This window comes from Marisediminitalea sp. (assembly GCF_984433645.1).
Genome location: NZ_CFIDRX010000118.1, coordinates 1 through 13,735 on the forward strand (window position 1 = coordinate 1; position 13,735 = coordinate 13,735).

Annotated in this window: 12 protein-coding genes and 1 pseudogene; 6 read left to right on the top strand and 7 right to left on the bottom strand. The window is 47.4% G+C overall.

Annotation, left to right across the window (positions count from 1 at the left end; all coding sequences use genetic code 11):
* Both AC4MRN_RS14340 and AC4MRN_RS14345 read left to right on the top strand, forming a co-directional pair.
* A pseudogene (locus AC4MRN_RS14340) lies at positions 1 to 414 on the top strand (ribonuclease E); the annotation flags it as partial.
* Positions 415 to 456: 42 nt separating this feature from the next.
* Positions 457 to 1,443: an oxidoreductase family protein gene (locus tag AC4MRN_RS14345; protein ID WP_491203641.1), complete on the top strand. Its 987-nt coding sequence runs from the start codon at positions 457 to 459 to the stop codon at positions 1,441 to 1,443.
* Between the two features lie 232 nt (positions 1,444 to 1,675).
* Here AC4MRN_RS14345 and AC4MRN_RS14350 read toward each other — a convergent pair whose 3' ends face one another.
* Together AC4MRN_RS14350 and zapE are read right to left on the bottom strand one after the other, a co-directional pair.
* Positions 1,676 to 2,848, bottom strand: coding sequence for an alpha/beta hydrolase-fold protein (locus AC4MRN_RS14350; RefSeq protein WP_491203642.1), 1,173 nt, complete (start codon positions 2,846 to 2,848; stop codon positions 1,676 to 1,678).
* Positions 2,849 to 3,258: 410 nt separating this feature from the next.
* On the bottom strand, positions 3,259 to 4,740 hold the full coding sequence (zapE, locus tag AC4MRN_RS14355) for a cell division protein ZapE (protein WP_491203643.1): 1,482 nt from the start codon (positions 4,738 to 4,740) through the stop codon (positions 3,259 to 3,261).
* A 325-nt stretch (positions 4,741 to 5,065) separates the two neighbouring features.
* On the opposite strand from zapE, the gene AC4MRN_RS14360 reads away from it, so the two are divergent.
* Positions 5,066 to 5,653: a hypothetical protein gene (locus AC4MRN_RS14360; protein WP_491203644.1), complete on the top strand. Its 588-nt coding sequence runs from the start codon at positions 5,066 to 5,068 to the stop codon at positions 5,651 to 5,653.
* Between the two features lie 215 nt (positions 5,654 to 5,868).
* A complete protein-coding gene (locus tag AC4MRN_RS14365) occupies positions 5,869 to 6,783 on the top strand; it encodes a hypothetical protein (protein WP_491203645.1) in 915 nt (304 codons plus the stop codon).
* Between the two features lie 180 nt (positions 6,784 to 6,963).
* Here AC4MRN_RS14365 and AC4MRN_RS14370 read toward each other — a convergent pair whose 3' ends face one another.
* Genes AC4MRN_RS14370 through AC4MRN_RS14380 form a run of 3 tightly spaced genes read right to left on the bottom strand, consistent with a single transcriptional unit; the run spans position 6,964 to position 9,189 of the window.
* Positions 6,964 to 7,761 (bottom strand): DODA-type extradiol aromatic ring-opening family dioxygenase, encoded by a 798-nt coding sequence (locus AC4MRN_RS14370; protein ID WP_491203646.1) that lies wholly within the window; start codon positions 7,759 to 7,761, stop codon positions 6,964 to 6,966.
* A complete protein-coding gene (locus AC4MRN_RS14375; RefSeq protein ID WP_491203647.1) occupies positions 7,758 to 8,708 on the bottom strand; it encodes a glutathione S-transferase family protein in 951 nt (316 codons plus the stop codon). The genes AC4MRN_RS14370 and AC4MRN_RS14375 overlap by 4 nt, the downstream gene beginning before the upstream one ends.
* A 25-nt stretch (positions 8,709 to 8,733) precedes the next feature.
* Positions 8,734 to 9,189 (bottom strand): DoxX family protein, encoded by a 456-nt coding sequence (locus tag AC4MRN_RS14380; protein WP_491203648.1) that lies wholly within the window; start codon positions 9,187 to 9,189, stop codon positions 8,734 to 8,736.
* Between the two features lie 147 nt (positions 9,190 to 9,336).
* Between AC4MRN_RS14380 and AC4MRN_RS14385 the strand changes: the two genes are divergently transcribed.
* Complete coding sequence (locus AC4MRN_RS14385; RefSeq protein WP_488799460.1) at positions 9,337 to 10,257, top strand: LysR family transcriptional regulator; 921 nt, start codon at positions 9,337 to 9,339, stop codon at positions 10,255 to 10,257.
* 20 nt (positions 10,258 to 10,277) lie between these two features.
* Here AC4MRN_RS14385 and AC4MRN_RS14390 read toward each other — a convergent pair whose 3' ends face one another.
* Together AC4MRN_RS14390 and nhaC are read right to left on the bottom strand one after the other, a co-directional pair.
* A complete protein-coding gene (locus tag AC4MRN_RS14390; RefSeq protein ID WP_491203649.1) occupies positions 10,278 to 11,195 on the bottom strand; it encodes an aminotransferase class IV in 918 nt (305 codons plus the stop codon).
* Complete coding sequence (gene nhaC / locus AC4MRN_RS14395) at positions 11,182 to 12,624, bottom strand: Na+/H+ antiporter NhaC (RefSeq protein WP_491203650.1); 1,443 nt, start codon at positions 12,622 to 12,624, stop codon at positions 11,182 to 11,184. Before nhaC ends, AC4MRN_RS14390 begins: the two co-directional genes overlap by 14 nt.
* Positions 12,625 to 12,863: 239 nt before the next feature.
* Between nhaC and AC4MRN_RS14400 the strand changes: the two genes are divergently transcribed.
* On the top strand, positions 12,864 to 13,592 hold the full coding sequence (locus tag AC4MRN_RS14400; protein WP_491203651.1) for a sulfotransferase-like domain-containing protein: 729 nt from the start codon (positions 12,864 to 12,866) through the stop codon (positions 13,590 to 13,592).
* Positions 13,593 to 13,735: the final 143 nt, after the last annotated feature.

The window sequence follows — 13,735 nt, forward strand, 5'->3', positions numbered from 1 at the left end:
GCAAGTCAGGAAAAAGCCCCTGTTGCGGAAGAATCAGAAGCAGCAGAAACTGCACCTGTTGAATCAGTTCAAACTGAAGAAGCCGAAGCGCCAGCAACGGCAGAGCCAGTTGCTGAAACCAGTGAACCAGAGGCAGCTGAGCCGGTAGTTGAAGCGCCAGCTCAACCAGCAGAGAAGCCTGCGCCTGTAGCAAAACCAGCAGCCGTTGTTCACATGGCCAGCAGCTTGGGCAAATTCAACGTGTCTCACCCTATGGCCAACCCAGCTGAGGTGAATGACCCGGTTGTTGACGTTGCACTCACTGCCAAGCAGGACGATCAACGCCCTGCGCTGATTGTATCAGGTAGATTGGCAACCATCGCCAGTGCGTCTAACGCCGCATCGGCGCCGACAACGCGGCCAACAACGTTGTAATAATACTAAGGCGGCTAACTAGCCGCCTTTTTTATCACACCAATGAACACACATTCCGACCTACTCCCCCACGACATAATGCAATGGTTACTCACCGTAACCGATGACCCTGAGTTAACGCAGTTTTCTCTGGTGCAACCGTTATGGAGTAACTTTGGTAAGCTGATCCGCTGTTTTTCCCCTCGCCGTCAGGCGCCACTTATTGTGAAGTGGATTTGCCAGCCAGAGGAATTTAATCATCCCAGGGGCTGGAACAGTCAAACCAGTCAGCAGCGTAAATGGCAATCTTATGCTGTAGAGCGCGAGTATTACCGGGCTTACGCTAAGCCACATCAATACGCCGTGCCGCAACTTATTGCTCAACAACAAACAGGCGACAGTCAGGTTCTGGTGCTATCTGATCTGGATAATGAAGGGTTTCCGTTAAGGCCTGCATACCTCACGCTGAAGCAGTGCGAACCCGTGCTGCAATGGTTGGCTGCCTTTCACGCAGAGCATCTCAATACACCTGCCGATGCATTGTGGGAAAGAGGCAGCTACTGGCATCTGGCGACCCGTCAGGACGAATGGCAGGCTATGGAAAGTGGCCCACTTAAAGATGCAGCGGCGACATTGGACTCTGCCCTACGCAACTGCCCTTTTCAAACGCTGATCCATGGTGACGCTAAACTGGCCAACTTTTGCTTTAGTCGCGATTTAACCCGGGTTGCCGCGGTAGACTTTCAATACGTGGGTGGCGGTATTGGCGTGCAGGACGTAACCTATTTCTTAGGTAGCGCACTAAGCGATGAAGATTTGCTGAATCACACACCGGCCCTGCTCAACATCTATTTTGAGGCGTTGAGCAATCGATTGTCAGCGCACTATGAAAAGCAAACAATCGAAACCCTGTGCGACACCTGGCGGAACCTGTATAACGTGGCCAGTGCTGATTTCCACCGATTTTTAAGCGGCTGGAGCCCGTCTCACGCTAAAATCAACGAAAGTCTACAGCACCATACTCGCTTAGCACTGGCTCAAATTACCTAGCGAGAATTTAGGGGCTGCTGACCTTTTCCGTATGTTTTTACAGCGAATTGTTGGTCATAGAAGCATTTGAAACTTTGTTGTAGGAAAGTAATTAAGTCTCATAATTCGAGTAATATAGTTTCATACTGACAACGTCTCTTTGTGGTCAAAAGCGGAAATGTAGCTATTTTTTCAGCCAACTGATTTGTACGTAAAGCCGCCTTTGACACAGGATGTTAGGTTCTTTTGTGACTTACTTTTTTACGCCTTCACCGATCTTTTTCTCTAAATTAGTCAACCGCGTTTTATAAGCACCATTCTCAACATTTTCTTCATAGCTCATCGCTAACGCTCTCTTCCTCGCCTCAAGCGCCATGGCTAAATCGCCTTTAGCTTCATAGCCATCTGCCAAGCTGTCGTATGCATCAGACTTATTTGGGAAGCTATCAACATTCTTCTTAAAAATAGCAATGGCAGAGTCAAAGTCTTGCTTATTCAGTGCAGTATAGCCAGCGTGGTTTACCGCTTTATATTCTGGTTTGGCGTGAAACCCGAACTTTTCAGAAAGATCTTCATAGTATTGCTCTACCGCAGGGAGACCCGCTTGAATAACCGTACCTGAAGGGCGCAAAGAATTAAGATGCTTTTGAAGGGCCAAGCTCATACCTGCAAGCGCAGTAGTATTATGGCTTTCAGATGTATCTAATTCGGTATCAAACGTAAACCCTTTTCGTGTGCTGCTGTTCAGCAGCTCGGAGTAATGTTCGAATGCGCTAAGCATCTCTCCATCTTCGCTACCCATATTGACATAAAGGTATTTATTCAGGTCACTGTCTAACTTAAAAAACTCTTTTGCTTCTGGAAATATCACTTCTTCATGCCACCACAAGCTTGGGCTAAATGCGAAATATGCTTGAAACATATCGGGCCTTTCATGCAGGGCATATATGGTGAACAGGCCGCTTAACGAGTGCCCAGCAAGTATTGCGTAATTGTTGGTTCGATAGTTTGAAGTTACATAAGGTTTTAGCTCTTTTTCAAGAAAGTCTAAAAAGTTGTCTGCACCACCTGATATTCCCCACTCGTTGTAGCTTTCATCATAAGTAGGTGTGAAATCTCGCGTGCGTTCCGTGTTTGTGATGCCTACAACAATCATTTCTTGCGCCATACCCGACTGATTGAGCAGGTCTAGTGTGCCTACGGTATGCGCAAAGTTGCGCTGACCATCTAGCAAATATAAAACAGGGTAGGAGGTGTCTTCATAGAGTGAATAATTATTGGGTAAGTGAATCAGTAATTCTCGCGACTCATTCAATATTTCCGACGTTACTATTGTAACCTTTGCCTCGCCGCGTACTTTAGCATCTGCGTAGAAGCTAAGGCTAAACATTGCGCTGATGAAAACACAAGCTAGCTTTTGATACATTTGAAATTCCTTTTTCCTAACGGACACGAGTTTTTTATAGTTGATCTAATCTAACCTGTCATGGTTGCCCTAACCTGTCAAACATCGACACTGTTTAGTTTGGTAAATAATAAAGTGAAGACAAGGAATTTTAATTGTCGAGGTGTAGAAAATCACAGGGTTGAATGTCTGCTGATTGTCTATTAGCAGACGATTCTAATCTGACCACCTTACGTCCTCTAATCGCTCATTGGAGTCTAAAACAGTAACTGCCGAGACTTAAGACATTAACGAGTCGAATGCCCAAGTGCCGCTTTGTACGCTGGCTGAGTGAAAACTCATTAGTTACCGATGCCCTTGTCAATGCAGCCATCAGTCCTTAAACGCTCGTGATATTCATCATTCTTTTGAAGTTGTAAGCCAAGACTTCGTCATTGCCGTCCCCATTCCTTTCCACCCATTTCTACCAACCGAGACGCGGCTCGTCGAAAGGAAAAGGCGAGATCATTGGCGGACGATAATTGTGCCAGTGACACGCCAATTCGCCCCGTCGCCGACCACTCATAATATTCCCCCTTTTTGGTGCGAATCATGGTCGTCGCAAAGGAACTCGAGTTCCCCCCTTTCTCACTGACAATCAATTCTCCATCTTCATCACTGCTTTCGACTTGCGCTTCAAAATCAACAAACAATTCGTCGAGCGGGACTTGTGCCGTCAGCACCAAGCGGGTGTGAGACTCATAACACGCATCAATGAGAGTCACGAAGCGTCTCGCTTCGTCGAGGTGATTGGCGTCCAATTGGGGGACACGTTCCATGATGATGACCGGAAATCGGTCGCAGAGGGAAATATAATCGGCTGCGCCGAGGGGTTGGTAGCACAACTCGGCAAAGTCAAACCAAGCGCACCGGTCATTAAATCGGGCGACTTTGACGGAGCGATCAAAGAGTACTTGAATATCCTCGGCCTCAGTTCCGGATGCAGTGCCACCGAATATTTCTTCCAACTGCGCCTGCATGTTGTTTTTACTTTTATTATCGCCATAAACATCCTTGTTTGACCAAAAATAGGATTGACCATCCGCTCGAGTTGCGAGCCGATAATCCTTGGGAGAATCCTCCATGGAAATAATGTCGAACGTGTGTTTTAACATGTCTATGAAAGGCAAAAAGAGGGAACGGTTGATGCCTCCCTCATACAAGGTATCGGGTGAGCGATTTGAGGTGGCCACCACCACGACATTCCAATCTAATAAGAATAAGAAAAGCCGCTTCAAAATCATGGCATCGGCAACGTCTGTTACTTGAAATTCATCGAAACAGAGGAGTTGGGCTTCTTGTGCCAATTGTTGCGCAATGATGGGAATCGCATCATCTCGTGGGTGTTTCTGTTTGTAGACAAAGATTCGATGATGGACGTCTAGCATGAATTCATGAAAATGGACGCGGCGTTTGGTAATTTTTGCGTGTTTGAGGCTGTGGCTGCCATTATTACAGCAGGAATCATCATCAGAAATATCAACCGAAGCGTAAAAGAGGTCCATCAGAAAGCTCTTGCCGACCCCGACGGGTCCATGAATGTACAAGCCTCGCGGTGGTGGACCAAAAGACCACAAATGGAACTTTTTTCGAAGAAATGACTGGGCGGATGCTAAGGACCGCGCTAATGACAGTGAACCGCTGCTTGTACAACTGCTCTCTGTCGGTTCTTCGATACGCACGGGTACTGGTGGGAGCGAGGCAAGCGACACGTACAGGGCATCGAATTTTGCCGCCAGAACGACTTGCGCGTCATCTCGTTGCACCTCCCCTGCATTTATCTTACGTTCATACGCAGCGGTCACCGGGCCTGTGAGGATGGACCGCCGAGCGACGCGGTGCTTTGCTGTCATATTCTTCATCACAGCCTTCATTATGATCCTAATGGGTTTTCAACAGAGTGATCTGGTACGAATGATTTCTGTATGGGTATCAAATGAATTTGTATTAGAGACTGAAGTTTCCAAGACAAGCGTCTCTTAAAGATGTGCAAACCTACTCTAAATGTTGTTTTTCTTTGTTGTTGGCCAAGTTAGACAGCTATTTGTCGAATTTAGCCTCTCAACATAATCTGTGCGGCTCAGAAGTACGTAGTACGGACATTTATTCCTTCCCATGAAAGCACTGAACGTGGTTTTTCAGGGGAAACGGGTGTTACTATGAAATATCAGGGATAAGCTGTTAGGTAATATGTGATATATGGATGATTTATCCGAAATATTTAAAGATGGCCCGCATGAAAAAGGAAGTTTTTTATCCAGAGTTTTCGGCATTTTCAATGAAGAGATTGTTAGGATTTGGGCAAGGGATAGTCGTAGTCCGTATAATATTCACGAATCTCGGCCAACACTTTATGACCAAGACAATAAACCGTATACGCTCGATTTCTTGTTTGAGCAAGATGGAAAGTTCTATGTCTCCGAGATGAAATGTGAGATTCAGTACAATAATTATCGTTACTGGAGGCTCGAAAGTCCAAAGCAGTTAGAACATCACAAAAAGAATGCTTTTAAATTATTTTTGCAAATCACTAAAGATCCTAAATCAGTCAAAGTAAAAGCAGGCTCCACTGTTACACCGTCTGGAGCAATTTTAGTTTGGGGAGCAGCATATGAATACGGTATCAAATCTGTATCCGAAGAATATGGATTCTCAGATATTCTCACCGTCGAAAGTTGCATTCGAGATTTAGTCCGTTGGTCAAATACTGAGTATGCAGATTTATTGGAAAAATATGAATCATGGTGTGGGGAATTGTTTGGGGCGCTGAAGGGGGATTCCGCCTAAAAAGCAAGTCATCCTGACCCTTTTTGCCCAGTTTCAGGCATTGAATGATTACTTATTTTCTATGCCCGCCAGTGAGTATTATCAGGCAGTTCAGTACGTAAAGCAGACACTTTATCTATCTCATAAAAGCACAGAATCTGGTTTTTCACCGGAAACGAGTGTTACTATGAAATCTTAGAAAAAACCTATTATGCCTAAAGGGAGAAATTCGTAATTTGGCCGCTAAAATCACACCACGGTTAATTGAGCTTACATATGAGGCAGCTCTCAAAGCTTATTGGCGCAAGAATGCCCTACGTAAATTCTTGCGTTCATCCCATATAACTGAATCTTTTCTTTCTTCGTGGGCAAGTGATGAATCTAAGAGAGAGTTTCTTGATAGGTTATTTCAAAAACTCCAAGCATCGGACAAAGGAAAAGCTCTTATTTTCCAAATGGCAGGACACCTGTCAGAACAAACAACATTTCCAGATTTAAGGAATTGGGAAGATTCTGCAGAAAAAATCCAAAACGCTCATAAAGCAGTGCAAGAACTGAAGTCCTATTTGAGTCAGCAAGATAAAGAGATAAGAACTGAGCAAGAAAGGAAAGTTGCGCAAGAAAAAGCTAGAGAAGAAAGACAAAAGATACAACGCTCTCTAACAGATAAATCCATGCTGCAAACTAAATTGGATGCAATGCATTCAAAAGTTGGTACTCAGGAAGGAGGATATGAGTTTGAAATATGGTTTTATGAACTTTTGGATTTCTGTGAAATTACCAACAGAAGGCCTTATAAAAGTAATGGACGTCAAATTGATGGTTCATTAACGCATGAAGGAACTACTTATCTAGTTGAGTTGAAGTTCACGAAAGAGCAGTCTGGTGCAACGGATATTGATTCATTAAAAGCCAAAGTTAATAAAATGGCTGATAATACTATGGGTGTTATGTTATCAATATCAGGCTACAGTAGTGTTGCTATAAATGATGCATCGGGAAGCAAATCAACACTTTTGATACTTGATGCAAGTCACTTATATCTCTTTCTTTCGGGAGCGATGAGTTTCTCGGATATTATATCAAGAGTTAGAAGACACGCTTCTCAAACCGGTGAAGCATATTTGCCTGTTAATAAATTCAATGGTTAAGAATGGCATAAATTTGCTTCAGCAAGCGCGCCTAAGTTGCACGTCGCTATGATTTGCGTCGAGCGTCTGCTGTTTGTCTTTAGCAGACGATTCTAAACTGACTTTAAGGTGTCAGCTTCTCGCCCAAAGCCGCCTTGAGCAGTATGAAACTTTATTACTCTCCGACATTTGTCACAACGCCTAGAACCAGCCAAAAAAGCCGGCGCGTTTGTTCAGCACCATGATGTCTTCATAGTTATCGGTTCCCCGGCCGGCAGCGCCAGCGCATACATGCAAAGGCAAAAGATGCTCTTCTCGGGGATGGCAAAACCGGGCTCCCGGTGCTTGTTCCCAATTAGTCAGTCGTTCACGTATCGAAGCATAACTGTGTTTTGAAGACAGGCTATCCTTCAACCACTGTTCGAACGCGTTGTTTAACTGTTGTGTTTGCGCCGTTGCCGGTGAGAAAAATGCCCGCATATTGTGAAACGAAAAACCTGAGCCAATAATCAACAGATCATCCTGTGGTATTTGCGCCAGAACTTCGCCCACTTGCAGGTGCAATACAGGATCAAGCGTTGCGGACAGCGACACTTGCACCACCGGAATGTCAGCCTCAGGGTACATGAGCTTCAGCGGTACAAATACGCCGTGATCAAGACCGCGCTTGGATTCTGTTTTGGCCGGGATCCCTGCGCTATTGAGTTCAGCCACAATGCTCTTCGCTAATTCAGGCTCTCCCTTACACGGATATTTGATTTGATAGCTTTCAGGCGGAAAGCCATAGTAATCGTAGAGTAGCGCTGGAGCTGATGCGTCAGTAACCCGAATCTCATCTGCTTCCCAGTGAGCACTTATCACAATAATCGCTTTAGGCTTTCGCAGTTTCTGTGGCAGCGTTTTCAACTGCTCGACCAATGCAGCATGCGCAGGGTCATTCAACAAAGGCAGTGGACCGCCACCGTGGGAAATAAAGACAATCTGCTTTGTGGTATTCATAAATCTGTCTCCGGCCCTTTCGGCACGATAACCGATGGATTCAATGCTCTGATGGAGTAATAACCCGCTTTGATATGGTCGATATTAACGGTCTCTGCCATACTCTCTAATTGGTATATGCGCATCATGTAACGTTGCAAATGCTCGTAGTCGCGGATCGGCTTTTTATTACACTTAAACAAACCGTAATACGCAACGTCAAACCTTACCAGCGTAACAAACAAGCGAATATCGGTTTCGGTTAACTGATTCCCCAGCAAATATTCCCGCCCATCGCTAAGCGTGTTTTCCAGCACGTCCAGCATGGTAAACACATTGTCGTACGCCTCGTCGTAGGCTTGTTGGGAAGAAGCAAAGCCCGCCTGATACACACCGTTGTTCAACTGGGTATAAATCCTGTCATTCCAGTGCTCTATGTCATTCGCCAGCGATTCAGGATACAGATCTGGCCCTTGTTGGGTAAAGTCGGCAAACGCCGTATTCAGCATACGCACAATATCGGCCGATTCGTTGTTTACTATGGTTTGTTGTTGCTTGTCCCACAGTACAGGCACGGTTGCCCGGCCGGTAAAATCGCTATCAGCCTGCGTGTATATTTCGTGCATGTAGGTGGCGTTCAGCAATGGGTCTGCCTGAGCGCCTTCATAGCCACCAAATTGCCAGCCCTGTTCACTTAATCGCGGATTAACGATGGTTACGCTGATATAGCGGGTTAATCCTTTCAACGCTAGTACCGCTAGCACACGGCTTGCCCAGGGGCAAATCATCGCAGCGTACAGGTGGTAACGACCCGGTTCGGCTTTAAAGCCACCTTTGCCTGTCGGTCCTGGCGCACCATCGGGCGTGATCCAATTGCGAAAGGACGATGTTTGACGAATAAACCGGCCTTGCTCATCTTTGCTTTGCACGGGATGCCAGTTGGCATCCCATTTTCCATTCACTAACATCTTCGTCTCCTTTTTTTCGCCAAAGCTACTGGGCCGACGCGAATTTATTAGCAATCAGGTTGTCTACTGCTAGTCGCCCTGCTCCGCTAAACACCAGTGACAAGGTAGCGGCAAACAGCGCCAGCGCGTATTCGTAACCGCCGTTCGACAGGAATAACCCGTTGCTGATGTGTGCGGTAAAGATGGCCATGAGCATAGTAAAGGCACTCACCAGTGCGGCAGGTCGTGTCAGCAACCCTAACACCAACGCCAGGCCACCGAAGAATTCTGCACTACCGGCTAAAAGCGCCATCAGGAAACCCGGAGCAAGCCCAATGCTTTCCATGTACTGTCCGGTGCCTTCGAGGCCATAACCGCCGAACCAGGCAAATAACTTTTGTGCGCCGTGAGCCGCAAGCACAATACCAACGGGCACTCGCAGTACCAAAGCAGACAACCCGGCATTAGAAGTAAAAAGTGAAGTAAGTAATTTAGTGTTCATTGTATTTCCTTAAAATTGTGTCGTTGTGTTAGAAGGGACCGCCCCTTCGCTTCATCAGTGTGCTTACTATACTTCTTCACTATTGATTGATTAAGAGCGCTAAAATAGACTAACTATCAACAATACGTTGACAATAAGAGCAGTGACATGGATAGAATTGACGCGATGCGCGCCTTTGTCGCGGTAGCCAAACTGGGTTCATTCAGCGCGGCGGCAGATAAGCTGGACAAGAGCCCACAGCTGATAAGCAAATACGTCTCCCAGCTAGAGACCCACCTCACCACGCGTTTATTGAATCGGACCACGCGCAAAGTGCACCTTACCGAGGCGGGTGAGCGTTACGTGATCCGGGCAGAGCAAGTTCTCAACGATATTGACGAAATGGAAAGCCAGTTGGGCGATATGCAAGCCAACGCAAAAGGGTTACTACGCATAAGCGCCCCTGTTGCATTTGCTACTCTGCATCTGGCCCCGCTTATACACGCTTTTCAGCAGCAATACCCAGATGTGGATATCGACTTGCAGCTTAACGACCGCAAAGTAGATATTGTAGAAGAAGGCTTTGATATTGCCCTGCGTATTGGCAACCTGAAAAACTCATCGCTGATCGCCCGCCGCCTGACTACCATTCGAATGGTGTTGTGCGCTGCGCCAGCGTATTTAGCTGAATTTGGAACGCCAGACAGTCTGGAAGCACTGAAGTCACATAACTATTTGCGCTACAGCTATCTGGACGCCGACAATGGCCCGCTGCCGCATCAATATCTGGTAGGTACTACCCATGACCAACTGGGCAAACTGAGCTGTAATCATGGCGGCCTGCTCAGTCAGGTGGCGGTGTTGGGCCAGGGTATTGTGTTGCAACCCACCTTTATTTGCTACAAGGCACTGCAAGCAGGATCACTGTCAGTGATTCTGCCAGAGCACACGCCCGAGCCTATTCACCTGTATGCCGTGTATGCACACCGTCAGTTGCTGGCCAGTAAAGTACGCGCGTTTATCGACTTTGCCAGCCAGTACTTTGGTGAAACGCCTTATTGGGACAGTGTTCTGTCAGAACAGCTGTAGCAAACTAAGGCACACAGCGACTATTTGATTTCTGCCATGGCGTGATAAAGCTCGCGAATACGCTTAACCATTGGACCGGGTTTACCCTCGCCAATACTGCGCCCATCTACGTCGATAACCGGCGTTTGTGCACCGAACGTACCGGTAACAAAGGCTTCATCGGCACTGTATACGTCTACTAAAGAGAAGTTTTTCTCGAAAACTGGTATACCGTGCATTCGGCACACATCAATGGTTTTCTGCCGCGTGATCCCTTTCATTGCATAGTCTCCGGTAGACGTCCACACCTCGCCTTTTCTCACTATGAAAAAATTAGTGGAGTTACAGGTACTCACAAAGCCATGAGGGTCTAACATCAGGGCTTCATCTGCACCGGCTTTGTAAGACTGAATCATAGCGGTAATACAGTTTATTTTACTGTGTGAGTTCAAGCGCGGATCCTGTACATCCGGGTGCCCTCTTCGCACATGCACGGTAAACAGCTTAATGCCCTGCTCTACCGGTGTCAGGTCCTGTGATTTATACTCTGCAATGATCACAATGGTTGGCCCCCACAAACTGAGCCTTGGGTCCTGATACGGCGTTTTCTTAGGCCCACGGGTTACCATTAAACGCGCATGTACACCATCGGTCATACCGTTAGCTTCCACTGTGGCATAAAGCGCATCGGTAAGCTCCTGACGGGTTTTGCCAATATCCATATCCAGCGCCTTGGCACCAGCAAACAAGCGGTCGAGGTGGTCGTCAATAAAGGCGAATTTACCATTGTGCAACCGCAAGCCTTCCCATACGCCGTCGCCGAGCATAAAACCACTGTCGTAAACAGATACCTTGGCCTCATGTTTAGGAACTAAGTCGCCATTCACGTATATTTTAATATGCTGATTTCGCTCGTCGTCAATCGACGCGTGTGCACCGCCGGCTTTATGTTCCTGCATCCTGTTTCCTCAATAATGCGTTATCACTCATCATCTTATCCTGCTTTTCATTGCATGTTGGCATAAACCAGTTTAACGCCGCCCACAGCAGGTCAAACAACGGTGCCAGCCAATTCGCAAAGGCAAACGGGGCATATAAGATAGTGGGAATACCCAATGTACCAGCCACATAAACGCCGCCGGAATTCCAGGGAATAAGGGGCGCACTCATGGTGGCAGCGTCTTCCAGTAAACGTGACAAATTTGCGCCTGACAGGCCGCGCTGATGAAAAGCAGGCAGCAGCATTCGGCCTGGTAAGGTATAGGCAATAAACGCGTTGCTGGCAAAGTTAAACCCCAGCGCCGCCAATAGCGTTACCAGAACCAATCGAAAACGGGTGCTTGCGACATTCAATAACGCTTGTAGCAAGGTTTCCAGACTGCCTGTCGCCTGCAATGCCCCGCCAAGCGCCATGGCAAGAATAATCAACGAGATCACCCACATCATCGACATCAGGCCGCCTTTTGACAGCAGCGCATCCAGCCCAGCCTGCCCGGTTTGGCTCTGAAAACCGTTCATCAGTAACTGAACCAGTGATTCCGGCGATACCCCTTGCCCCACCACTGCAACAAGGCATGCAGCCACTACACCGAAGAACAAACCAGGTATTGCGGGCAGACGGAAATAGATAGTTAAAGCAATCACGCCGGGCGGTATTAATACGTACCAGGCAAGGTTGAAATGTTTCTCCAGACTGGTCGAGAGCGCCGTTAGTGAGGTATTGTCGACGGGATTTGAGGCCGAATCCGGCCCCAGCCAGTAATACAAAATCAACGCAATGCACATGGCCGGCAATGTACTGGGGATCATGTTGCGAATATGCGTGTATAAATCGACTCGCGCAATCGCTGCGGTGAAATTCGTGGTATCAGACAGGGGCGACATCTTATCGCCAAACCAGGCCCCCGACACAATGGCACCGGCGCACAGCGCCAATGAAATATCCAGCACTTCGGCCATGCCCATTAGCGCCAGGCCAAGCGTGCCCACTGTGCCCCATGATGTGCCCGTAAAAACAGAAACCAGCGCACACAGTAAACAGGTAGCGGGTAGAAACCAGTCCGGCGAAATGAGTTTTATTCCCTGAGCGGTGAGAAAAGGCACCGTGCCCGATGCAATCCAACTGCTGATAGTCATGCCCACCAACATAAATATGCCCAGTACTGGCAGGCTTTCGGCAATATTCCGAATCATCGCAGTCTGTACCGCATGCCAGGACACGCCCCGCAATACGCCAATGAACGCCGTTATGGCGCATCCCAGTAACAGCGGTATATGTGGGCCGCCATTTAAGCCAAACAGCACATACATCAGAATAGCTGCTGTTAGCACAACCGGCAGTAAAGCCCATACCAGCGCGTTAGAATTGGGAGATGACGGTTCTGCCACTTATGACCCTGCTCTTTACAATAAAGAATACGTTTTAGCGGCGGATGCAAGAATCGTGGCAGGTAAAAATGACCGTAAGCGCTTTATTTGGCGTATGTTTTTGCTACTCAACGCATCATCATCGAACGGCTTGCCTGAAAAGGGTGCAGTGCAGTTATACCGGCATGAATTACATTGCAGCAGGCAGACTTGTCTCGTATGTTAGTAATTCAAATAACATAACAACACAGGGAAATGGAATGCGTATTGCGATGTGGTCTGGGCCCAGAAACCTTTCAACTGCCATGATGTACGCTTTTGGCGCCCGTGCCGATTGTGCAGTGTGGGATGAACCTTTTTACGCCCCGTTTCTGCACATTGGCGGCAGACCTGATCCCTTGCTGGACACCATCTTCGACAAAGAAGAAACCAACCCTGAGGATGTGGCTAACCGCTGTGCAGGGGAAATCCCGGACAACAAATCGCTGTTTTACCAGAAACACATGCCGCAGCACATGCTCGAAGGCTTTCCTCTGGACTGGATGGATGCAGTTAAACACGTATTTCTCATTCGCCACCCTGCGCGTGTAATTACGAGTTACACCAAGAAGAACGGCGTACCGACACTCAGTGACATTGGCGTTAAAGAACAAGCAGACTTATTTGCATCGTTAACCAAAAAGCATTCAGCCACGCCCATTGTTATCGACTCCGGCGACATTCGCTCTAATCCCGCAGCTTACCTTGAAGCCTTGTGTAATGCGCTCAACATACCCTGGGATCCGGCCATGCTGTCCTGGCCTGCCGGCGGTCATAAATCCGACGGTGCCTGGGCCCCACACTGGTACCGAGAGGTATGGAAAAGCACAGGCTTTGCTGGCCCGGAAGGCCCTATTCCCGAAGTTCCCGACGCTTTACAGCCGTTGCTAAATGAGGCAATAGGTTACTATAACCAGTTAGCGGCGTTTAAACTGTCGCTGCCAAGATAGGGTTTGGTGTAATTAAGACGGAGCTGAGTGGGTTTGAGGGTTTATGTTAGGACGGCGAATGGTCTTAGCAAAGTTTTGCATTGGAGACTCCAAGAGCCTGTAACAGATTCTGTGTAACTGCCATTTAGTTAATGTGTCTTTGG